This window comes from Endozoicomonas euniceicola, from assembly GCF_025562755.1.
Lineage (GTDB): Bacteria > Pseudomonadota > Gammaproteobacteria > Pseudomonadales > Endozoicomonadaceae > Endozoicomonas_A > Endozoicomonas_A euniceicola.
The window spans coordinates 2,754,772-2,777,901 of sequence record NZ_CP103300.1; the positions used below are offsets into that span (position 1 = coordinate 2,754,772).

Annotated in this window: 23 protein-coding genes; 9 read left to right on the plus strand and 14 right to left on the minus strand. The window is 47.3% G+C overall.

The window, feature by feature from the left end; genetic code table 11:
• Positions 1-5: 5 nt before the first annotated feature.
• The 3 genes from NX720_RS10595 to NX720_RS10605 are packed head-to-tail and all read right to left on the minus strand — an operon-like array spanning position 6 to position 2,422.
• Positions 6-1,040 (minus strand): COX15/CtaA family protein, encoded by a 1,035-nt coding sequence (locus NX720_RS10595; RefSeq protein ID WP_262601085.1) that lies wholly within the window; start codon positions 1,038-1,040, stop codon positions 6-8.
• A gap of 49 nt (positions 1,041-1,089) precedes the next feature.
• Complete coding sequence (locus tag NX720_RS10600; RefSeq protein ID WP_262601086.1) at positions 1,090-1,725, minus strand: hypothetical protein; 636 nt, start codon at positions 1,723-1,725, stop codon at positions 1,090-1,092.
• On the minus strand, positions 1,706-2,422 hold the full coding sequence (locus NX720_RS10605) for an SURF1 family protein (protein WP_262601088.1): 717 nt from the start codon (positions 2,420-2,422) through the stop codon (positions 1,706-1,708). Before NX720_RS10605 ends, NX720_RS10600 begins: the two co-directional genes overlap by 20 nt.
• 75 nt (positions 2,423-2,497) lie before the next feature.
• Here NX720_RS10605 and NX720_RS10610 point away from each other — a divergent pair, with 75 nt between their 5' ends.
• Positions 2,498-2,713, plus strand: coding sequence for a DUF2909 domain-containing protein (locus NX720_RS10610; protein ID WP_262601089.1), 216 nt, complete (start codon positions 2,498-2,500; stop codon positions 2,711-2,713).
• A gap of 26 nt (positions 2,714-2,739) precedes the next feature.
• Here NX720_RS10610 and NX720_RS10615 read toward each other — a convergent pair whose 3' ends face one another.
• The 7 genes from NX720_RS10615 to NX720_RS10645 form a co-directional block, all read right to left on the minus strand.
• Complete coding sequence (locus tag NX720_RS10615; RefSeq protein WP_262601091.1) at positions 2,740-3,630, minus strand: cytochrome c oxidase subunit 3; 891 nt, start codon at positions 3,628-3,630, stop codon at positions 2,740-2,742.
• Positions 3,631-3,640: 10 nt separating this feature from the next.
• The gene (locus NX720_RS10620; protein WP_262601093.1) at positions 3,641-4,210 is read right to left on the minus strand and encodes a cytochrome c oxidase assembly protein; all 570 of its coding nucleotides are present in this window, start codon (positions 4,208-4,210) and stop codon (positions 3,641-3,643) included.
• Positions 4,211-4,225: 15 nt separating this feature from the next.
• Complete coding sequence (ctaD, locus tag NX720_RS10625; protein ID WP_262601094.1) at positions 4,226-5,809, minus strand: cytochrome c oxidase subunit I; 1,584 nt, start codon at positions 5,807-5,809, stop codon at positions 4,226-4,228.
• Between the two features lie 10 nt (positions 5,810-5,819).
• Positions 5,820-7,022 (minus strand): cytochrome c oxidase subunit II, encoded by a 1,203-nt coding sequence (gene coxB / locus NX720_RS10630; RefSeq protein WP_262601095.1) that lies wholly within the window; start codon positions 7,020-7,022, stop codon positions 5,820-5,822.
• Between the two features lie 696 nt (positions 7,023-7,718).
• Complete coding sequence (locus tag NX720_RS10635) at positions 7,719-8,999, minus strand: DNA cytosine methyltransferase (protein ID WP_262601096.1); 1,281 nt, start codon at positions 8,997-8,999, stop codon at positions 7,719-7,721.
• A 29-nt stretch (positions 9,000-9,028) separates the two neighbouring features.
• Positions 9,029-9,400, minus strand: coding sequence for a hypothetical protein (locus NX720_RS10640; protein WP_262601097.1), 372 nt, complete (start codon positions 9,398-9,400; stop codon positions 9,029-9,031).
• 301 nt (positions 9,401-9,701) lie between these two features.
• Complete coding sequence (locus tag NX720_RS10645) at positions 9,702-10,241, minus strand: hypothetical protein (RefSeq protein ID WP_262601098.1); 540 nt, start codon at positions 10,239-10,241, stop codon at positions 9,702-9,704.
• A 55-nt stretch (positions 10,242-10,296) separates the two neighbouring features.
• Between NX720_RS10645 and NX720_RS10650 the strand changes: the two genes are divergently transcribed.
• Together NX720_RS10650 and NX720_RS10655 are read left to right on the plus strand one after the other, a co-directional pair.
• Positions 10,297-10,803, plus strand: a complete 507-nt coding sequence (locus NX720_RS10650; protein ID WP_262601099.1) for a very short patch repair endonuclease — start codon at positions 10,297-10,299, stop codon at positions 10,801-10,803.
• A gap of 387 nt (positions 10,804-11,190) precedes the next feature.
• Positions 11,191-11,898 carry a hypothetical protein gene (locus tag NX720_RS10655; RefSeq protein ID WP_262601100.1) on the plus strand — a complete coding sequence of 236 codons (708 nt, stop codon included), beginning with the start codon at positions 11,191-11,193 and terminating at the stop codon, positions 11,896-11,898.
• Between the two features lie 8 nt (positions 11,899-11,906).
• Here the strand turns inward: NX720_RS10655 and NX720_RS10660 are convergent, their stop codons facing one another.
• Positions 11,907-12,158 (minus strand): YheV family putative zinc ribbon protein, encoded by a 252-nt coding sequence (locus tag NX720_RS10660; protein ID WP_262601101.1) that lies wholly within the window; start codon positions 12,156-12,158, stop codon positions 11,907-11,909.
• Between the two features lie 120 nt (positions 12,159-12,278).
• Between NX720_RS10660 and NX720_RS10665 the strand changes: the two genes are divergently transcribed.
• Positions 12,279-12,809 carry a hypothetical protein gene (locus NX720_RS10665; protein WP_262601102.1) on the plus strand — a complete coding sequence of 177 codons (531 nt, stop codon included), beginning with the start codon at positions 12,279-12,281 and terminating at the stop codon, positions 12,807-12,809.
• Between the two features lie 65 nt (positions 12,810-12,874).
• Here the strand turns inward: NX720_RS10665 and prlC are convergent, their stop codons facing one another.
• Positions 12,875-14,911, minus strand: coding sequence for an oligopeptidase A (gene prlC, locus NX720_RS10670; protein WP_262601103.1), 2,037 nt, complete (start codon positions 14,909-14,911; stop codon positions 12,875-12,877).
• A 197-nt stretch (positions 14,912-15,108) separates the two neighbouring features.
• On the opposite strand from prlC, the gene NX720_RS10675 reads away from it, so the two are divergent.
• From NX720_RS10675 to NX720_RS10690, 4 genes are all read left to right on the plus strand, one after another.
• On the plus strand, positions 15,109-15,660 hold the full coding sequence (locus NX720_RS10675; RefSeq protein WP_262601104.1) for a gamma carbonic anhydrase family protein: 552 nt from the start codon (positions 15,109-15,111) through the stop codon (positions 15,658-15,660).
• Positions 15,661-15,761: 101 nt separating this feature from the next.
• The gene (locus tag NX720_RS10680; protein ID WP_262601105.1) at positions 15,762-15,998 is read left to right on the plus strand and encodes a hypothetical protein; all 237 of its coding nucleotides are present in this window, start codon (positions 15,762-15,764) and stop codon (positions 15,996-15,998) included.
• 176 nt (positions 15,999-16,174) lie between these two features.
• Positions 16,175-17,557 carry a hypothetical protein gene (locus tag NX720_RS10685; protein WP_262601106.1) on the plus strand — a complete coding sequence of 461 codons (1,383 nt, stop codon included), beginning with the start codon at positions 16,175-16,177 and terminating at the stop codon, positions 17,555-17,557.
• 143 nt (positions 17,558-17,700) lie between these two features.
• Positions 17,701-18,303, plus strand: a complete 603-nt coding sequence (locus NX720_RS10690; protein ID WP_404831063.1) for a YhgN family NAAT transporter — start codon at positions 17,701-17,703, stop codon at positions 18,301-18,303.
• 115 nt (positions 18,304-18,418) lie between these two features.
• Here the strand turns inward: NX720_RS10690 and NX720_RS10695 are convergent, their stop codons facing one another.
• Positions 18,419-19,885, minus strand: coding sequence for a hypothetical protein (locus NX720_RS10695; RefSeq protein ID WP_262601107.1), 1,467 nt, complete (start codon positions 19,883-19,885; stop codon positions 18,419-18,421).
• A 434-nt stretch (positions 19,886-20,319) separates the two neighbouring features.
• Positions 20,320-21,156 (minus strand): hypothetical protein, encoded by an 837-nt coding sequence (locus tag NX720_RS10700; RefSeq protein ID WP_262601108.1) that lies wholly within the window; start codon positions 21,154-21,156, stop codon positions 20,320-20,322.
• 1,010 nt (positions 21,157-22,166) lie between these two features.
• Here NX720_RS10700 and speE point away from each other — a divergent pair.
• Positions 22,167-23,066 carry a polyamine aminopropyltransferase gene (gene speE / locus NX720_RS10705; RefSeq protein WP_262601110.1) on the plus strand — a complete coding sequence of 300 codons (900 nt, stop codon included), beginning with the start codon at positions 22,167-22,169 and terminating at the stop codon, positions 23,064-23,066.
• Positions 23,067-23,130: the final 64 nt, after the last annotated feature.

Genomic DNA, 23,130 nt, shown 5'->3' on the forward strand with positions numbered 1-23,130 from the left:
CTTCCTCATTCATCCCCTGAAACATGTAATCGATAATTTAAAGCTACCAGAGACAACAGCAGCAAAGCCCCAAATAAATTATGTGCAACAGCCACCAGTAATGGCAGGTGCCAGACAATATTGCTGAGCCCAAGCAGTACCTGAACCGTCAGAATAAACACGACGCTGGCTGCTATTTTTTTCAGGCTGAATCGTGAACTATAAGGCAGTTGTCTACCGTATTTGAACACTCGGACAGCTAGCAGCAATAGCACCAGCACTGTTATTAAAGCACCCATTCGATGAGTCAGGTGAATAGCCGTTCGGGCAGCAGAGTCCATCTGTCCGCCCAGATAATTCGGGCCTATCTCCTGAGTGATATCAAACCCTTCTGCAAAGTCAGTGGAGGGCAGCCATTGCCCCTGACACATGGGCAGGTCAGGGCAGGCGAGGGCTGCATAGTTTGAGCTGATCCAGCCCCCCAGAGTGATTTGGGCAATGACTACCAGCAAGCCTGCTATACCCAACCCTTTTAAACCCTGAGCAGTATCCGGAGGCAGCTTTTTCCAGCCCATGCCAGACAGCCGAAGAGTTAGAAGAAACAACAGGCTGAAAGTGGCAAAGCCTCCCAGAAGATGCAGGGTCACCACCTGAGGCCACAGCTTCAGCGTTACTGTCCACATACCAAAAGCGGCCTGCAAAGTAATTAGTCCAAGGATAAAGAAAGGGAGAACAACCGGCTGACCCGGCTCTTTACGGTGCTTCCACGAAACCAGTGCAATACTCAGCACCACCAGAAGTAACAGACCGGCTACATAGCGGTGAATCATTTCCGCCCAGCCTTTTTCAACCTCTACGGGTGAATCAGGGAATAAAGCTTCGGCCACGGCTATTTCCCTTGCGGTTTCAGGAACGGTCAACTGCCCATAACAGCCCGGCCAGTCAGGACAGCCCAGCCCCGCATGAACCAGTCGAGTATAAGCGCCCAATACCACCACAACCATTGCCAGAGCGGTAGCAAACAATGCCAGATAAAAGCCTTTCTTTTTAGCCGTTTCCATGTCAGAGCCCCTTATACTGCCGCTGTCGTTATTCTTACTATGAAAAGCACTAGCCGATTTTCGAAGCTTTCAGTAATCGCTTTAAATCCTGAAGCAGATCACCCCCATACTGCGCAGGCTCATACCCCATCATGACATTGCCAAGGGGATCGACTATAAAATAACGCCCTGTCGGCCACTCCCTGAGGTCAAGTTCCTTCAGTAAACTGGCTTTATTGGCTTTAAGCCAGAAGATGTCGGGATGTTCCTGCTGAAAGCTGTTGGTCAAGGCCAGTTCTTCATCCGCAATAAATGCTCTCACGACCCTGTCTGTTTCTTTGCCAAGCGCAATATGTGCCTGCCGGGTCTGGTACATAGCCTCCTGACAGGATTCAGACAAGCAGTCTTTGCTGCCAAATACCAAAATTGCCCAGCGTCCATCCAGGTTTGCTTCAGAAAATAGCTGACTTCCCTGTGTCAGGTTCAGCTGTGAAAGCGACCTGGGTGGCAGGATCAGCTGACCTTTATTGGTTTTACCTTCGGGAACGAGCGCTCCGGTGAAGTACATCAGGTAAGAAAGGCAGATAGCAAAGGCGGGAATCGCAAAAATCAGTAACATCTGCCACCGGCCTTTCGCTCTGCCAGACGAGTTATCCGGCTTACTTTTATTACTTGCTTCTTTGTGGTTATAGGTGACTTCCTGCATGCTGGTGCTTCCTGAATTTGATCATTTGCCAGAGGTAAAGTCCCAGCAGTACCAGCGCCATAGTGAACCACTGAAACGAATAGCCAAGGTGCTTGCCGGATGTTGTTTTCATGGTGACCGGACGAACCTGTAAAGCACCCGGTTGCCGATCCGCCAGAACCAGCAGCATGGATGGAACTTCCAGGTTTAGTGCGGTTTTCATTTTGTTGAAGTCCAGTGTCTGAATGCGCTTGGGCCATGATTCAGCCCAGATATCGTCGCCCAGGGTGAAGGCTTTTCCTAAAGGACGATAAAGCGTACCCGTCAGCTCAACCACCGCTTCCGGTGTTTTAATGTCAGGCAGCGTCTCCCTGGATTCACTGCCCAGCCAGCCCCGGTTGACCAGTAGAGAACGTCCGTCAGTTGTCGTAAAAGGCATAATCAGCTCATACCCTGCCAGACCTTCATACACCTGATTGTCACGTAAAAAATAACGGGAAGCATCAAACCGCCCCTGTACGGTTACAGGCAGGTACATGGGGTCAGGAAAGCGTTTTACTTCAGAGTAAAACAGAGGGGACATAGCCAGACGCTCAGTCAGCATCTGCTCAAGTTCCAGCTTTTGCTCATAGCGGGAGAACTGCCACAGCCCAAGAAATACCAGCAGGGGCAGTAACAGTATCACCAACAGCGACAACTTGATTCTATACTTCAACATCTGGTGCTCAATCCAGTTCCACTGTTATGCTTTTCGTAGCCTTTTATGGGGCTCTTTAAGCAATGGAAGTCTGGTATGTGGTTAAAAATTCTTATTCTTGTTCTTTTCTTCGCCGTACTCGTCTGCCTGGCTCGGGGGCTTTTCTACCTCATCACCGACCGCAGCGGATCAGCCAAGCTCGTTAACTCTCTGACGGCACGTATCACCCTGACGGCTCTGATCATGCTGATCATTGTGCTGGCATGGCTGCACGGTGATATTCACAGCCATGCCCCCTGGTTATACCGGTAAACTCATAGTATCAACCATTATGTTTATCACAGTAGATAGACAAAGATAAACAGACCGATCCAGACCACGTCTACAAAGTGCCAGTACCAGCTGGCGGCCTCAAAGGCAAAATGCTTTTCAGGCTCAAAGTGGCCTTTGAAAATTCTGAACAACATAACAGTCAGCATCAGCGCCCCAAGCGTGACATGGGCTCCATGGAACCCCGTCAGGATAAAGAAGGTGGAACCATAAATGCCCGCATTCAGGGTTAACCCCAGTTCGTTGTAGGCCTCAATGTATTCTTCTGCCTGAAAGAACAGGAATGCAAAACCGAGGATCAGGGTTGCCACCAGCCAGACTTTAACTTTAGTGCGCTCATCTTTGCGCAAGGCATGATGGGCAATGGTCAGGGTGATACTGGAAGCGACCAGTAATAACGTGTTTAAGAGAGGAAGGTGGAAAGGGTCAACAATAGCGTCCGGGCCAGGAAAGGTCTCATTATCCGGTGTCTTCATCAGCGGCCATTGGGCGGCAAATTCCGGCCATAACAGCTTGTTCGTCATCTCCCCGTGCCCCTCACCACCGAGCCAGGGAATTGTGAACATCCGAATGTAAAACAGTGTGCCAAAAAAGGCGAAGAAGAACATGATTTCCGAGAAAATGAACCAGCTCATCCCCCAGCGAAAGCTACGGTCCATCTGTGCGCTGTAAAGACCGGCATGGGATTCCCTGATGACATTGCCAAACCAGCCAAACAGCATATAAGCCATAATCAGCGCACCACCAAACAGCACGTAGTGTGCATTGGAATCTTTTACACCGGCAGACATATCGTTCATCATCATGCCCGCACCCGCAAGCGTCACAAACATGCCGACAGAGGCTATGATGGGCCACTTGCTCTGTGCCGGAACATAATAGCTACCTTCGTCAGCCATTAAACTCTCCTCAAGACTTCAGCGTCCTTTCCCCCATGGTCGTCACATCAAACAGAGTGTACGACAGGGTTAGTTTGGTGATATGCCGGGGTAATTCCTGATCCACAATAATTCTCAGCGGCATGACTTTTTCTTCGCCTGCATCAAGGGTCTGGGTAGTAAAACAGAAACATTCCACCTTGTGCAGATAATTAGTGGCCTGAAAGGGCGTGACACTGGGTATTGCCTGACCGATCATTCGCTCACTGGTTGGGTTGCGAGCGTAAAAGCTAAGCTCTCCCACCTGACCGGGATGCACTTCAACTTCTGAAATATCCGGATGAAAATCCCAGATCATCCCTGCATTTTTCGTTGCCACAAATTGCACTTTGATAATACGACTCGTATCCATTTCCGCTTTGCCGGTATAAGGGTTTGGGTCCGTCTTGCCATTCAGGCCCGTGACTTTGCAGAAAACGTCGTAAATGGGCACCATAGCGAAACCAAACCCAAACATACCGCCCGCAACCAGTGCGGTACGCAATACGGTTCGCCGTGACAGATCGACAGTTTGTTCTTCTCTGTTTTCCTTATCCGTCATACCGAAACCCCTGCCTTACTTCACATCAGGAGGAGTCGTAAAGGTGTGGTAGGGTGCCGGGGAAGGCAGGCTCCACTCCAGTCCTTCTGCGGTTTCCCAAACCTGCGCTTCCGCTTTTTTACCACTACGAATGCACTTAATCACAATGAACAGGAACAATAACTGCGTGGCTCCAAACAGAAAGCCCCCAATGCTGGCGATTTGGTTAAAGTCGGCAAATTGCAGAGCATAATCCGGAATTCGTCTGGGCATGCCTGCCAGGCCAACAAAATGCATTGGGAAGAATGTCAGGTTCATGCCAATAAACGACAACCAGAAGTGGGTTTTTGCCAGCGTTTCGTCGTACATATGACCGGTCCACTTGGGGATCCAGTAATACACAGCGGCAAAGATGGCGAAAATAGCACCAGGCACCAGAACATAGTGGAAGTGTGCCACCACAAAGTAAGTGTCATGGTACTGGAAATCGGCCGGCGCAATGGACAGCATCAGCCCGGAGAAACCACCAATGGTGAACAGCACCACAAAAGCAATGGCAAACAGCATAGGCGTTTCGAAGGTCATGGCGCCACGAAACATAGTAGTTACCCAGTTGAAAACCTTCACGCCGGTTGGCACCGCAATCAACATGGTGGCATACATAAAGAACAGTTCACCTACCAGCGGAATTCCTACTGTGAACATGTGATGCGCCCACACAATAAACGACAGGAATGCAATACTACTGGTGGCATAGACCATCGACGTATAACCAAACAGCGGCTTGCGGGCAAAGGTAGGGATAATGGCAGACACGATACCGAACGATGGCAGTATCATGATGTACACTTCCGGATGCCCGAAGAACCAGAAGATATGCTGGAACAGCACAGGGTCACCACCGCCCCCCGCATTAAAGAAACTGGTACCGAAATGGATGTCCATCAGTACCATGGTCACCGCACCAGCCAGAACCGGCATGACCGCAATCAGAAGGTAGGCAGTGATCAGCCAGGTCCAGACGAACAACGGCATTTTCATCATGGTCATGCCTGGGGCACGCAGGTTGAGGATGGTGGCAATGATGTTAATGGCCCCCATAATCGACGAGATACCCAGCATGTGAATGGCAAAAACGAAGTAGGTCGTTGAAGGTGGGGAATAATGAGTGGACAACGGCGCATAGAACGTCCATCCAAAGTTAGGGCCGCCACCTTCCATAAACAGAGTACTCACCAGCATCAGGGCAGCAAAGGGCAGAATCCAGAAACTCCAGTTATTCATTCTTGGCAACGCCATATCAGGCGCGCCAATCATAATCGGAATCATCCAGTTCGCGAGCCCGACAAAAGCAGGCATAACCGCACCAAACACCATGATCAGCCCATGCATGGTGGTCATCTGGTTAAAAAATGCTGGCTCGACTATCTGTAATCCGGGCTGAAACAGTTCGGCCCGGATGACCATTGCCATGGCGCCACCCGTCAGAAACATAATGAAACTGAACCACAAATACATCGAGCCAATATCTTTGTGGTTGGTGGTCAACACCCAGCGCATTAAGCCTTTTGCCGGACCGTGATGGTGATCGTCGTGATGTTCAAGTGTCTGTTCGGTCATAATGGCGTCCTCACAGCGATGCTGGATTGTTAAGAGCAGCTTGCTGTTGGTTTGCAGCAGGTTTGGCGCTGTCGTCTGGTTTCAGCTCTCCTGTCTTCTTGTACTCAAGAATCTGTTTTGGAGTGACAATCTGACCGGTGTTATTGCCCCATGCGTTTCGCTCATAGGTGATAACGGCAGCCAGCTCGGCTTCATTCAGCTGGTTGGCGAACGCCTGCATGGCTGACCCTTTTTTGCCGTTCATAACGATATCAACATGGCCTTCAAGCCCGTCAGCCTTAACCGTCATATCAGCTCCTTTTAATGCCGGGAACAATGGAGGCATTCCCTCTCCGCCCACCTGATGACAGGCTGCGCAGATTTTTTCGTAAGTGGTTTTGCCCAGCTTCATCAACTTATCCATGTCCCAGTTTTCCTGGGTTAACTGTTTGACCTTTTCTGCTTCCTGTCTTTTCTCCGACAGCCAGGATTCAAAATCCTCAGGTGTTCTGGCATCAACCACAATCGGCATGTAGCCGTGATTCTTGCCGCACAGTTCGGCGCATTGCCCACGGTAAATGCCTGGCCTTTCAATTTTAGTCCAGGCTTCGTTAATAAATCCGGGAATTGCGTCGCGCTTAACGGCGAAGGCCGGAACCCACCAGGAGTGGATAACGTCTGCGGCGGTGACAAGAAAACGAACCTTTTGGCCGACGGGTAATACCAATGGTTCATCCACTTCCAGCAGGTAGTTATTTTCTTTGTTGCGGACGTTGTAAATCTGTTCTTTCGGCGTCGACAGATTACTAAAGAATGAAACGCCTTCTCCCAGATATTCGTACTGCCACTTCCATTGGTAGCCCGTGATTTTAATATCCACTTCGGCTTCATCAGTGTTGTAAATGTCTATGAGGGTTTTGGTGGCAGGAATAGCCATTAAAACCAGAATAAGGAACGGAATCGTGGTCCAGGCAATTTCAACCAGCGTACTTTCATGAAAATGCTGCGGTTCAACACCACGGGACTTTCGATGCATGATGATTGAATAGAACATGACGCCAAACACCAGCACGCCAATAACGACGCAGATGATGAAAATTGTCATGTGAAGACCGTAGATGGAACGGCTGACAGCCGTCACCCCCTCAGTCATATTGACCTGCCAGTCCGCCATCAGGCGTACCGGCAACAAGCTACCAATAAAACCGGTAGCAAGAAGAAAAAGTGCTCGCATGTGCTGCATCATTCCCTTACATCCCCTGACGATCCGCACTCGTTCTCAAAGGGGTCTCAATGAGTTGAGGCGGAAACTTCTTATTATTATTGAGCAGACCCAGAGCCCTGCATTCAGAGGTGTAAACCAGTCAACAAACATCATTAACTGATTTTGTTATTGTCCTTGTCGACCTACCCTGGTCATTACAGCATCTTGCCTGAAAAACGCTTTCCCCAAACACCAACCAGCGGAACTCAAAACCGTGGTAAAGGGTAAATTTCTATGCAAGAGCGACCATTTATCAAAACGCCTTCAGAATCAGAAGACAAAGTCACACTACCTGGACACTGCAAATTAACTACACCCTAGCTAGCTTATAAGCTACCAAGACATTAGTGCCTGAGTACCCGGATAAAACAGGTGTCAATCTGTCCTCCCGGCTTGCTAAACCCAAATCGCAGAAACACCCTGCAATACATACCCCTAGGATCTGACAATAATGACCCAAAGAGTATAGTCTCAGAACTCCATTAAACAACATGGATAAAAAAAAGGAAATTATTCCAGCACATTTTCTCCTGATCACCACAACGAAGAAAGAAAATTTTCATGGTAAAAATCAGACTGAAAGCAAACGACAAAAGACGCTTAATACTCTGTGATGGTTTCATTGTTCAGGCCAGCGGCGTAAAACCCACCGCTGTTTTTTCATCCTTAAGCACAAGCTGCTTCTGCCTCAAACAAATTGACTTGCGTTTCTGCTACTGTCACATCGTTAAACATGCCGACCCATAGGGCTTCAATATGACGAGCGATATGGTAAGCCAGCAGTGGCGGAACGGCATTACCAATAACTTTGTAAGCTCCTGAAGCGCTTAATGGGTATTCCACGCCTTTCCTCTTTGACCGAACGAATTCATAACTGTCGGGAAAGGTTTGAATCCTTGCGCATTCGCGGACAGTTAAACGACGTTCGACCAAACCAAGATCTAACTCTTCTGTATTTTTTCCGCCATTCTCCCTGGACAAGCGTCGATACTCAATATTGCCGTGATGTTCAGCTCTTATGGTAGGAGCGACACCATGATAAGAAACCTCGGCCTGCCCCTGAGTCCCCGGACAGTACTTAGCCTTGGAGAATTTCTGTTGTGCCAGATCGTTTGATACCCCTGGCTCTTCTAACCCTCTTAACGCATGTCGAACCTGAGAATAGGGCGCTAGCCGATCATTCCCCTGTTCTGAGTGTGTCCGTGGCGGGTAAACATCAATTTTTCCACTCTCTATAAGCTGTGCGACCCCGGGGTTTAGGTGCCTCAAGCTCAGTCCAATAAAAATCACCCGCTCCCGACGTTGGGGAATGCCATAATCAGGCGCAAAAAGCACCCGGGCAGGAACAACCAGATAGCCTTGATCAATATTCCTGAAGTCATTTTCAATAATCTTTTTAGCGTCTCCCAAGGAAACAAGGCCTTTTACGTTTTCAGCGACAAATACCTTAGGCTTGGTGATTTCAACGACCTCTCTCATCCAAAGATACAGGCTACCACGACTTTCTTCGGCGGACACTTCCGTACCCATTGCATTATGATGGCACTTGTGGGAATTGAATCCATTACGCTTACCGGCAACACTGAAGTCCTGACAAGGAAAGCCGCCCGTTACCACATCGATATTCTCTGGAAATTCAAACTCGCCGGACTTATGTTTTTTTACCAGATCAACAATACTTTCCGTATGAAAAACGAATTCAGAGTCTACGCCCCTTTGCTGGAAAAAAGGTTTCCAGGCACTTTCGGCGTATTTGAGTATGTCGTTAGCGAAAACTGTCTGAAAGCTCGTTTCCGGCAAGTACACCATGCCGTCTTCAGGGCTGGCGAAATGACGAAATATCTCAGGATTAATAAATTCCCTGGCGACAGAAAAGCCACCCTCAAATCCTAAATCCATGCCTCCACAGCCACTAAAAAGCGATAGTACTCGTTTATTATTCAACACGATGCCTTGATGTTTTTTAACGATACCTTTTACTCTGAAGCTTCCAGAGTATCAGATATCAACCTTTTAGGATCTGGAATCTCTTTGCCGGAGTGCTTAACACGCAACTCACTGTCAACCGCAGAAACCCAGAGTTTAAACAGCTCACCCTTATCAAGCGACGCTAGTCTCTCTTCATTTTGTCCCCAGTAATCAGCCAGTACTTCAGGATCAGTCGTCTCAATGCACTCCCTTACCATTTTCAGAAATCCGGGATCTTTAAGTTTTTCAAAAATCCTCGGAACATCACCATAGGTTATAGAGCCTTGGATAACTTCGATCTTACCGCCTGCGCTGAATCGATCCCGAAGGGAGTGGTCAACTATTTTGTGACGAGCCGCAAGATAAGTGGATACGCGCATGTACTTACCAACAAAAGCTTCTGGAAACAGCGTGCAAGCCTCAGCAATTTTCTCCCTTCTTAGTTGCGCTGGTAACTCAGGCCATGCCTTAAAAACAAACTTGCCAACCTCCTCTGGATCGATATTTTCGGCCAGGTCATCCTCAACCCACCAAAGGTCAGCTGAAGCACCGAATTTTTCTTTCAGGTACTTACGGAATGGCTTAGGGGCGCAGCATTCAATAACTTACCGGGCTGTTGGCTGTTGGCTATTAGCTGCTCATACAGCCAACCGCCAAAAGCCAAAAGCCAACAGCGGTATATTATGTTCTGCTGCTTCCCTTAAAGGGGTTGCACAGTTTCCCTACTTCTTCGTATCCCATACCTATCTTGGAGAAGGCCGTTTCATCGCTGTCGATAGTCATATCTATGCTATAACGAGGCTTATGCGTAATCAGAACATCCTTTACACAATCCTCATAAGGTTTGAATCGGTAATCAATTTTACCGCCCAGCTTAGCGAAAAAGAGCATTATTTCATCCACGCCATCAACTCGAGTAGATTCAAAAATGCTGCCGCCCAGTGTTTGCCACTTGTCGCTATTGGTCGTCTTAACTTCAACACCAATCATAGCTGATCGGTCAGGAAACTTCAGAACGATATCTGGAAACTTCTGGCCTGAAATTTCCCTGACTTCGATTCCGTTGAAGGCTACTTCCTGAGCGATGACTAAGCGCATAACCCTCGCAAGATAGCCTTCAAAAGCTGTTCCCTGATATTTTCTCACCTCATCCGGCGATTTTTTTCTAAGCTCGATTAGACACCGATCAAGAATGCGTTGAGTTCTTTCTAGTGGCAACACAGGTACTACCTCATCTTAGGCGTTCATTAGTACCAATTAGACTCCATTAAAATTTATGGTTCCAGATAAAGCCGGAAAATACCTGTCAGGTTCAAACCCCAAAAGGGATAGCACTCACACCTCGATGCGCAGCCACATAATGGCATCAATTCCAAGCCGAAATACAAAGCCTGAGTTGTATGTTCGAAAAGCGCTACACTCTTTGGGGTTTCGCTATCGAGTCCATGTGAAACGCTTACCTGGAACGCCTGATATAGTTTTACCAAGATACAAAGCTGTCATTCAGGTCAATGGCTGTTTTTGGCATGGGCACGACTGTCCGGCTAACAGACCTGCCAAAAGCAATACAGAGTACTGGCAGCAAAAGATCAGTAAGAACCAGGCACGGGATGAGAGGAATAGAAACGCCCTGTTAATGTCAGGCTGGCGATTGCTGGTAATCTGGGAATGCGCAATTCAGGGCAAGCAGAAGCTGGATCGGAAAGTGTTGATTAGCCTTGTGGAGAACTGGGTGTTAGTGGGCAATGAGCTGGCAGAGATAAGGGGCGATACCAGCCTCTGAACCCAGACCAAAATCAAACGACAAAAGACGTTTTAGTACTCTGCAATAATGACATTTCAATTCCTTCATACACACTTGTCAGAAATCATCATGCCAGTCAAAAGCGATCTGGAACTCACTATTAAAAAAGTCACAACAACAAGAAACCCATTGCATTCATTTCCTGTTTTTCAGGAGAAATTTTCTCAGGCCACTTTAGTGAAAAACAATGAAGATGCGAACAATTTCAGTATATTTTGTGTGTCATTTTTTTGACTGCACAACTGCTTCGAGAGACATGAAATAGCTTATAAAACAAGGCATTTTTTTATTTTCTTTTTTAATTCTAAAATTAATATTTCTTATGAAAAAGGGATATTTAAAATTGCTTGTGCTGAGTCTGTCTCTATGGTCAATTATCTCATCATCAGTCAGTACCAGCCACTGTCAATGGAGGCACAAATGGACGTGCAGGCAATCAGTGATCTTATCAATCGTGCGAAAGAGCACGAAGCACAGAGCATGCATTTAAGCGCACTGGTGGAAAATCAGCTCAACCACCAGCTACACCACACCATAGAACTACCAGAAGAGAACCCATGCGAAACTCTGCTGAAGTTCGCCGCTGAATATATAGACCATGTTCCCGACTTTTTGAGAGCGCTTGAAAAAGCCTCTGAAGAACTGGGTATCGAAAGCCTCATCTATCCGTTTCTGGATATCATCGATGAAAACTTTATGGCTCCTGTCCTTCAGTCACGATCAGACGTAGATATGTATGAGCTGCTGGAAAAATCCTACTTTGCCCACCGGCTGATTGAAGAAGTCAACGATACCTGGCTGGCAAAAACCGGCAGCACTCTGATCCCCATGAATATGACCTGGCCTAACCTGATCATTCACGCCATTCTGGGGGAAGAGTTTGGCAATGAGCTGGACTCAATAGTGGAGCAGACAGTACGGCATATGACGCGCTCCCAGGCTATTTTCAACCCGGATAAATTCCAGCTGTTTATCAGTCAGAGAGACCCGGATGAATGGGTTAACGTCTGGTCGAAATGGAACTGTATGTCCCACCAAATGGGCATCGACCTGAAGTTTACTTCCGCAGCCTAGTTGCCTAATTAGCTGCCCAATATTCGAACCACCTGGACATTCAGGTCTTCATCTACAGTGTTATGCCTGCCTTCGCCTTCGTGGGAGATTCTGGTTTCCGGAAGTTCTCCCACCAAAGCAGGCTTGTTTTGCACTTCATCAGAAAAACCGCAGTCAACACACTCCCTGATATCACAGTCTTCTTTCTGAAATACCCGCACAGAGTCCTGAATACCGCAGGCAGGGCAAACAGCTCCGGCTATAAACCGTTTTATTGTCATAAGCGATGCTCCGCTAAACAGCTACGGTGCAGGCTATAGTATTTACCTTGGTAAGGCCAGAGGTTTGAGTGATCATCTGCTATGCTCAAAGCCCGAACAATAAACAGAACGGTATGCAGTATGAGCCTTGAAGCCAGAGTATCGTCGTTAGAAGACAAATTTGAAACGCTGGATGATGCAGTCCGCAAACTGATAAATATCACTGCCGAGACACAGCAGATAGTCTTGGAAAATCAGCGTGAGAATCGTGTCAGGTTTGATCAGCAAGACCGCAGAATAGACAGACTGGAGTCCTCTGTCGGCGCACTGGCGGAAGCAACCCTCGCCGGATTTAAACGGGTTGACGAACGCCTCGACCAGATCGACAAACGCCTCGACCAGCACGACAAACGTTTCGACCAGATTGAGAAACGCCTCGACCAGCACGACAAACGTTTCGACCAGATTGAAAAACGCCTCGACCAGCACGACAAACGTTTCGACCAGATCGACAAACGTTTCGAGCAGATCGACAAACGTTTCGAGCAGATCGACAAACGTTTCGAGCAGATCGACAAACGTTTCGACCAGATCGACAAACGTTTCGAGCAGCAGGACAAGCGCTTCGACCAGTTAGAGCTGCTCATTCGCCAATCCCAGTCCAGTCACTAGCGACTCACTCTACCCGACTGCCTTCAGGCAGCGGGTAAGTTCTGGATTGTCTACGCCAGAAAAAGTCAGGCAATACCAGAGTGACGCAACAGAGCGTCAATCTCAGGCTCACGACCACGGAATTTTACAAACAGTTCCATAGGTTCAGCCGAGCCGCCTTTCTCCAGAATTTCATTCAGGAAAGACTCACCGGTGGCACGGTTAAAAATGCCTTCTTCCTCAAAGCGGGAAAACGCGTCGGCAGACAACACTTCAGCCCACTTATAGCTGTAGTAACCGGCCGCGTAACCACCCGCAAAAATATGGCTGAAGCTGTGCTGGAAGCGATTGAAAGCCGGTGGGATCACAACTGAAACCTGCTCTCGCACTTCACTCAATACTTCCTCAACTGCTTTGCCTTCTGCATAATTCTTGTGCAGTTTAAAGTCAAACAGGGAGAGCTCCAGCTGACGCACCATCATCATGGCAGACTGGAAATTTTTAGCGGCCAGCAGTTTATCCAGCATTTCACGGGGTAAAGGCTCACCGGTTTCGTGATGTCCGGAAATCAGTGCCAGACCTTCTTCTTCCCAGCACCAGTTTTCCATAAACTGGCTTGGCAATTCGACGGCATCCCATGCCACACCGTTGATGCCTGACACTGGAGAGTAATCCACTTTCGTCAGCATGTGATGCAGGCCATGACCAAATTCATGGAACAGGGTAACCACTTCGTCGTGGGTCAACAGTGCAGGCTTATCGCCAACAGGCGGCGTAAAGTTACAGGTCAGGTAAGCGACGGGCAGCTGCACGTTTTCCTGACCGGGCGCTCTGCGACGTACACGACACTCATCCATCCAGGCGCCGGCACGTTTGTGTTCACGGGCATAGAGGTCAAGATAGAAACGACCAATCACCACGCCATCGCGTTTAATATTGTAGAAGCGCACATCTTTGTGCCAGACATCCACATCGGTCACCGTTTCAAAGGTGATGCCAAATAGCTTCCCGACTACGGCAAACATGCCATCAATGCTTTTTTCTGCCGGGAACCACGGGCGCAACTCTTCCTGAGATATGGCATAACGGTTCTGCCGCAGTTTTTCGCCGTAGTAACCAATGTCCCACGCCTGAAGGTCATCGGCACCAAATTCCTCTTTGGCAAAAGCTTTCAGTTCTGCCAGCTCTTTTTCCGCCTGAGGTTTGCTGCGTACTGCCAGGTCTTCCAGAAACGCCACCACCTGGTCCGGCGTTTCAGCCATTTTGGTGGCCAGGGAGTATTCAGCATAATTATCAAAGTCCAGCAGTTGCGCCAGCTCATGACGCAGCTTCAGGATATTGTTAATGTTTTCGCCGTTATCAAACTCACCTGCATTGGGTCCCTGATCAGAAGCCCTGGTAAAGAAAGCAGTGTAAACTTCTTCACGCAGTTCCCGGTTATCGCAGTAGGTCATGACGGGGAAGAAGCTTGGAAAGTCGAGGTTCAACATCCAGCCCTGATCGTGGCCTTTGGCCTCAGCCAACTGACGTGCACCCGCCAGTGCCGACTCCGGCAACCCTTTTAATTCGTCTTCACCGGTAATCAGCTTTGACCACGCCATGGTGGCGTCCAGCACATTGTCGGAGAATTTGCTGGTCAGCTCAGACAGCGCTTTCTGGATGTCGCCGTAACGGGCTTTTTTGTCTTCAGGCAGGGCGACACCGGCCAGTTTGAAATCTCTCAGATAGTCATTGATCACTTTCTGCTGAGCTTTGTCGAGCTGCTCAAAATCATCCGATTCCGCAATGTTGCGATAGCCTTCATACAGAGCCTGATTCTGCCCAATGCGTGTAGAATACTCGGACAGAATGGGCAGGCAGGCGTTGTAGGCATCACGCAACTCATCGCTGTTCACCACTGCATTCATGTGTCCTACCGGAGACCATGCCTGGTTAAGGCGGTCACCCAAATCATCCATTGGTTCCTGCAAAGACTGCCAGCTGAAACGGATTGTCTTTGCCAGTAACGATTCTATTGCCTGCTCATTTTCTTTAACGATGGTTTCAACCGCTGGCTGCACATGCTCAGGATTGATCTTTGAAAAAGGAGGCAGTTCGGAAGGCTGAAGCAGCGGGTTGCTCATGTGTAATACTCTCTGGTCTGTTCTTATTCATCACAATGGGTACAGCGGAACGCTATTTCAAGCATCCGGAGTACCGACCGTTTAAACTTTCCCTCACTCCTGACTGTTTATACGTCTTTGGGCCAATAAAAGACAGAGAGCCTGATAGAATAGTTAAAAACCGAATTCTAATCCTCAGTACCAGAGCGAGATGCACCATGAACCCTGCCATAAGAACCTTCAGAGGGAAAACACCGGTTACCGGAAAAGCAGTATTTATCGACCCTACCGCAGTGGTAACTGGCGATGTGGTGATTGGCAAAGACAGCTCTATATGGCCTATGGCTGTCGTGCGGGGCGATATGAACAGCATTCGGATTGGTGAACGTACCAGTATTCAGGACGGTTCCGTTCTGCACATTACTCACGCCAGCCATTACAACCCTAAAGGCCATGCCCTGAGCATTGGCAGCGATGTTACCGTTGGCCACAGCGTTACCCTGCACGGATGCACAATTCATGACCGTTGCCTGATTGGCCTGGGCGCTATCGTGATGGACGGTGCCGTGGTTGAAGAGGAGGTTGTAGTGGCAGCAGGCTGCCTGGTGCCTCCGGGCAAGCGTTTGCAGAGCGGCTTTCTCTATAAAGGCAACCCGGCCAAAATGGTTCGTCCACTGACCGGACAGGAAATCAGTTTTTTTACCTACAGTGCGGGTAATTATGTCAAATTGAAGGATGAATACATTATTACTGAAAAGAATAAAAAATAATTTTATATTCATTTGATCAAAACTAAGCCCATAGTCTTACAGACGTCCTCTCAATGGCTCCCTATGCTTTTGAAACCAAGGATGATTTTGGAGATGTAATCATGAGTCAACCCATCACTTCCAGCCCGGCTCCAGGTAGCGAGATAAGCCAGACTGCCCTTATGGTGTCTGACCAGCCAACAGGGACGCAGGACATCAGCAAAAGTAAAAGTGGCCTGAACACCGAAAAACCTACTGAAAGTCAGGCTGAAACCAGTTCCGAAATCAGTCGTGGTTCCATGAAAGATAAAAAGGCGAGACTGGCTTTATTGATACACCAGCAAAATCTGGCTATCTAATTCTTGTTATCGGTCTTACTGAATGGCACCGGTATGCCGAACATTCGGGCCTCCGTACTGGCTAAAAAGAAAAAAGAGTATGTAGAAGCAGTATCGGTTATCGGCCCGGGAGCGCAAAGCAGTGCCATTTGTCTATAATTGCCTTTCCTATTCACTGCATATTGTAAACAGGCGTTATGAATAGCAGGATTCTGTTGTTTATTATTAGCATGCAATCGCTGAGTGTACTGGCTGGAAATTCAGCTCATTATCCATACGCTCCATTTGCCATTACGACTGCTTATTTACTATTAAAAAATACGCCTCAATTTCAAATAAAAACCAACGCCATAACGGACCGTCTTCATAAAAAATCCAGCTATGTCGTAACGCCCGACAGAAAAAAGAATTCACGTCTATCACATCCTGCAAACTGCCCTAATGGTAATGAATCTGCTTCAGGGAAGAGCAAAGGTCAGACTAATTCACAATCCTGTAACCCCAAAAAACAACAGCAAACCGGAGCGGTGACTCAAACTGGTATAAATTTCGGTGCGTCCTCATCCTGTGGTGTCGGCGGTGATGATCCAGATCCACCGAAGAGAAATCAGGAAACCAGAAAAAGAGAGTGCGGTGTCGGAAGCTTACCCTTGCCAGTGTGGCAATCTGAAGAAGATGAAAATACAATTGTTTTTGCCGTTAAAACAAAAAAACTTCTCCTGTCGGGCAGCTCTCAAGAGTCAGACCGGACAACACCTGCCGCTCAGATTTACATAGATGGCCAGCCGGTCATCTTTTACATCAGATGGGGTGAGGCAACAGGAGCCATAGTAGGAGCCAAACCCTTTTTAGTCGCCAGAAAACCAGAAGAAGATAGTCCGGATTCAACGCCAAAAACTACGATTAATACACTGTCCGGACTGCTTTATAATACGAACTCTCTTAATAGCATGCTGTCTCGAGTGTTCACAGATACACACTTAAACACAACGCTTGATGATGCGCAGAGGATCAGGGCTCTGTTACCCCGGAACGTATGGGAAGGCGAAATTAATTACCTGAATCCTGTCCCCACTCGCTTTACACTTGCAATTCATCCTACGGTCTATCTGAATAATTTAACTATAGAGTCTGATTCTCTGGTTACTGAAGCTGAAGCTTCAGATCCTGAACACTGGGCTCATGTCAGCAACTGGACTCTGACTGTGACAGGAGCAAATGGCGCAGATTTATTGTCGCTGCAAGAAATAACATTTCAAGACCAGGCTAATAACTTTCTCTGGGATGGGTATGGAATGGATGGATTGAGATCTGGTGAGCTAATAGATCACTTACGATTAAACCATGGACTTGAGGTAGATATTCGAACGACTGAAATGGAACATTTGCCTTTTCCCCCAGGTTGTGATTACTGCGAAAGGGCAAGAGAAAAAAATAGGCAGATAGAAGATTTCTGGAATTCACTTCAGGTCTTGCTTAATAGTGAAGATTGCCCTGATGAGCTGTATTTTAAAGTCGTTATAACCCCCCGTCCCCTGAATGCTGAAGCCTTCAATAGCCAGAAGCCCCCCACAAAATAGTACGTATACTATGCGTGTATACTACTTCTCCAAACCAACCTGAGAACCCTACCTGCTAACCACCCTGCCAACAGACTGAGAAACTGCTAAAAACACTGCTACTATAGTCCGCTATTCTTTATTTTTATTGCGGCTTTAACCTGATGGATATATTTTCTACAGCGGTACTTTTATTCCTGATAATGGATCCCCTCGGCAACATGCCAATCTTCATATCAGCCCTTAAGCATGTCCCTGAAGAACGGAGAACCAAGGTTTTGGTTCGAGAGCTACTGATCGCTTTGTTGATACTCGTTGTCTTCCTTTTCATAGGCGATAACATGCTGGCACTACTCAGCCTTGATCAGGAAGCAGTGAGCATTGCAGGTGGCGTTATACTTTTTCTAATAGCGCTAAAAATGGTATTCCCTCCAGCCCGTGGTGGCGGCATTATGGGAGATACACCAGATGGCGAGCCTTTCATTGTGCCAATGGCAACACCCCTGATTGCCGGACCTTCCATTCTGGCCACGTTGATTTTGATGGGAAACCAGAACCCCGGACAGGAAATTGCCCTGCTTGGCGCATTGCTCATTGCCTGGTTTACCAGTTCTGCAATTCTTATCTTCTCTAATCGCATTATGAAGTTACTGGGCAATCGCGGTGTTTTTGCCATTGAGCGCCTGATGGGTATGATTCTGATCATGCTGTCGGTTCAGATGCTGATCAACGGTATTACAAGCTACCTTGCCCATTATCACTCCTGAATAAATGACTGTTATTGTTTCAGCATGCTGAGCAGTGTGAACAAAGTGATCTTTCTCAAACAGGTATATGGTTAAAATAGAATGACGCCGAGGGGCGTCACTGACCAGATACCTGCTACTGAAGGCAGGGGAGTTCGGATGGATTCAGGAAGGGTTGCTCTAGCTGAAGAGATTGAAATTCAGACAATTTCTCCAGCTGAGAAGAATAAAATTCAGGCAATTTCTGCAGCAGTGTCGGATCAATGGTAAATGTCGTATAAGAGGGGAACATTGGTGCATAGTCAGATACTACCCCGCCATAAAAACGGCTTAATAGGTAATACAGATAGTCAAGATATGATGTGATAGAGGGCGAGTCTTTACGGAAAGCGTAAAATCTTTGAGGGCTTCGCATGAATCTTCCCTTTTTATTATCTGGAGCCCCCCTGGACATAACACGACTTATTCTTGGAGCTTTACTCAGAACATTATCAAGCTCAGCATAGTACTGGGCCTGAGAGTTGACTAATGTTTCTAACTCCTTCTCTCCACTCCAATTAGCTGACGAGCCTCTGATAAGTCGAGTCATCATTTTAGGGTTAAAAGAAGTGCTGCTAATATGAGAAACGGCAATCATTGGTTCCATATCTGATATATAATTTTCCAGTAAAGGCTTTAATACATTGTTCATACAATATCTCCAACTATTGCGCCCAACCATCGACTTAAGATGATTAACCCCAATATCCTCGCTGGAAGTAATCATCATTTTCAAACCGACATCATTAAAATGTACAGCTAAAAACAGTGTGTAGGAAAACTGTACCAATTGGCCGTTCCGAGAGTACACACCACAGCCCATACCAGATTCACCTTTGTCGGAATGCAGAAGCTGGATAGGTAACAGGCTGATAATGACGATTTCATTTATGCGGATAAAGTGAGTGGATGTGTATGAAACTGAAGTATTCATATTTTCTTTAGTTATAGGATTTTGACATCTTTTATCGAGTGGAAGGAGTTGCTCAGGGTCTCCTAGTTCAGTGGTAATAGCTTCACAGAGAGATTTCCATTGTTCTTCATTTTTATTTCCATAAACAGAATTCATCGCACCTGTGAAAACCAGTATGTCAGGCTTTAATTTATTGCTACGCAGGTGGCCTGTCAGGTCTGACTGAATATGTTCCAGCTGGGTGCTTGAACTTGTATATGAGCTGTCAGAGGAAAGATGCCAATGAAAAAGCCGAACCTTGATCTTATCATTATGCTGGCTAAGGGAGCTGTTATCAGTGAAGCTACTCGCTGACTTGCAGGTCCGATGACAAGCAATTGTGTTTAACAGTGTCGATAGCATCGGGTTAGCTGAATTACGGGTGGGATAGCAATGATGGGTATTAGCGCGATCAAGAGGGACTATCTTATCTTGCACCATCACCCAGCCCTGACCAGGCTTAACACAAGGGCTCTCATCAAAAGCCCCCCAAAAAGCGTTGTTTGCACCTTCCTGACCTGTTGCTGCTGAGATACCAGCGTAGCCCTTTGAGCATAAGCAAACTATTAATAGAAACACCGGTAGCAAGGCAATTGAAGCATTACCGGACACTCTTACTATGAAGGAGGCACAGCACCTGACTCTATATCCGTTTTTATATTTATACCTGGAGCCGGGAGTCATTGTTAGTTTATGATTATTCAGATCAGGCACAGGGAGAAAACTCTAGGTTATAAAGGATGTAGCAGTTTAGCCCCTTAACCCGATAAGCACAGAGTCTCCTGCCTAAATATCAGGATTACCCAGTCAACGAGCTGGTTGCCCAAACACCTCAATTGCGGCAATCTGCATGGGATTCACTCATTGGCAAGGGATTTTGTCGCTCATTACGAGAACCGCATTGATGAAGGTTCTACAGTGAACGGCAAGGCTATGTTTGTGTCCAGCGAACGAAGGTGACCCGGGGTTTTATGAGGAACTTCGCACGCTGCGACCCTCCTGATTTTTGATATCCTTCCCGTCATCCAGAGAGTGTCAATTTCTCTTTACCTGGTCTTCATTACATCACTGATGGTAATGAAGTAAATATTAAGAATATCAGAAAGCCGACAAATACGTTTTATCACATCCTCTTTGGTTAAATTTCTATATACCCCTGTACTCGTCTCAAACATATCAAATAAGCCCTGGCCCACAGGGTATAAAGATATTCTCAAATAACCCACTTCGATATGTATTCCATAATGGTCTTCGTTAAGCTCCGATTCCAGACCGGGAAACTCTCTACTGGATAAAAGACTACGCGGTGAAGGAAATTTCAACGTAAATCCGCTTCCTATTAAAAGAGCAAGCGTAAAGCCCTCGGGACTAGTCAGAGACAAGTCAGGGACAAAAAGTAATGAAGTATTCCTCTCAGAATTTCTTAGCCAGATGGTCAGCCAGCGATTATGGATATCATCCAGTAACCCTTCAAAACCTCTCGATGGAAGCCAGCCAAAACGAGCTGCCCTGACCAGATCTATAAAGTCATCAGAAAGCACGTTAATGCGGTCACCTTCCTCTGGATGTTGACCCAGTTCGTTATTAACTTCCAGCATAGCCGACCTGGCACGTCTCCGGATTGGCAAATAAGCATAATCTTTATCGTAAATCACACCTTTAAACTTATAAAAAACTGCTGAAAACAAGAGCCCTAAAGCCACAAACGAGGTGATTGAAAATTCATGGGACGTATAGGTTGATAGCGCTTCGGCAAGCCCAAAACCAGCAAAAAAAACGGCCAGTTTCATAAAACCCGGGGAAACCGTTGCACAATTACAGGCTCCCGCACAACCGCAATCTTCAACAATTCTTTCATGTTGCTGCACTAGTGATTCAATCATACTGGCACGACACCCGGGGCAATAATGTGTGCCGATGGAAGGTTTTTCTTTTCCACAAAGCAGACAATGAGCATTGCATGGGGCGGCGATGATCAGAACCAGGCCAACCAGCCATATTTTCAGAATTAAAATATGGCCTGCCCTTGCAGGAAGACAATGGTTCACGTTTCATCTCCAATTGGTTTTTAAAATAAGCAAAATTATTTTTTTAATTTGCGCTTCAGGGCAGCCTTTCTATAGTGCTGAACGAAAGCATATCCGAGTAAGAGACTGTAGTTCCTACGCCGTATTCCCGCCAACTACCCTAAACGCTGAAGGTCAGAAGAGTTCACCGTTAAGCCGGTATATTGGTCATTGTGAACAGGTATCTGCTTTTTAAAAGTAACCGGTTAAGAGGAACAAAATAATAACGCCATCTACACCCGGGCCGAACAGATTCTTGCGGAAGAAATGCTGGTTGCCCAAACACCTCAATTGCGGCAATCCGCATGGGATTCACCTATATTTGTTCCACTTTTCGCTTGTCTTTAAATAAGTTCAAAGGTTTAATTTGCACCTTTCCTGAAAAACGCAACCTTAACCCAAGCAACCTGAGGAACTTATGGTTCTCAAAGTCTGAACCGTGCGTTGAATCTGCCAAACGTGCGGAACTAATTGTGGAGCGACTCTGATGTACAAACCAACCTGCTTACCGGCAATCCTTTCCCGGCCAGCCCGGAATGCTTCTCTGCATTCAGACTCAGTGATCAACTTCATCAATCGAATTCGTAAGACTTCTTCACACCTTTTTTCACACCCGTTTTCATACCAGAACAACCTTTCCTCTTTTCGCTCATGGTTGTTCACCTACCCCTGACTGGCTGACCTGAACAAAACGGTCGAGAACCGTTTCCCGTATTTACGGTCTATACCCTACCCACTGCGCTCAGGCAGAGAGCTAGCCCCATCCAACGGGATGAAGAGGCTGACTCTCTGTATTGACCGCGGTTAAAGAGCTGTTAAAGGATTCAATGATGCACAAAGACAATACTTACCTGGAAACTCTGTACTCCGGTTACGGACAAAGCTTTACCATTGACAAGGTACTGTTTGAAGACAAAACCGAACACCAGCACCTGATTATTTTTGAGAACGATGTCTTTGGCCGTGTTATGGCGCTGGACGGCGTTATCCAGACCACAGAAAAAGACGAGTTCATCTACCACGAAATGCTGACCCACGTACCCGTTCTGGCTCACGGCAATGCCAGACGTGTACTGATTATCGGTGGTGGTGACGGCGGTATTCTGCGTGAAGTGCTGAAACACAAGAATGTTGAGCATGTCACCATGGTTGAAATCGACCAGGCGGTGGTGGATATGTGCAAACAGTGGCTGCCAAACCACTCTGCCGGTTCCTATGACGACCCTCGTGTCAATCTGGTCATCGACGACGGCGTGAAGTTTGTTAACAACCCGGAAAAAGCGGCTGATAACAGCTTCGATGTGATTATCTCTGACTGCACGGACCCGATTGGCCCGGGTGAAGTGCTGTTCTCATCGGATTTCTACAACGGCTGCAAGCGCCTGCTGACTGAAAAAGGCATTTTTGTTGCCCAGAACGGTGTACCGCTGATGCAGCTGGAAGAGGTGGAAACCACTGTAATGCGCCTGGGAAGTTACGTTAAAGACTGTCACTTCTACGCCGCCGCTATTCCAACTTATGCCTGTGGTGTGATGACCCTGGCGTGGGGAACGGACGATATCGAAGCACGCAAAGTCGACGTTGAGGAGCTGACCCGTCGTTTTACAGCCAGCGGCATTAACACCCGTTACTACACACCGGCCCTGCATCACGGTGCCTTTGCACTGCCTCGCTACGTTGAAGTGGCCATCGGGAAAGCAGAAAGCGCAAGAAAAGAAGCCTCGTGACAAACAGCCATGAGCGCAAAAAAAGCCATGAGCGCAGAAAAAAGAGGCCGGTTCTCCAGAGTAA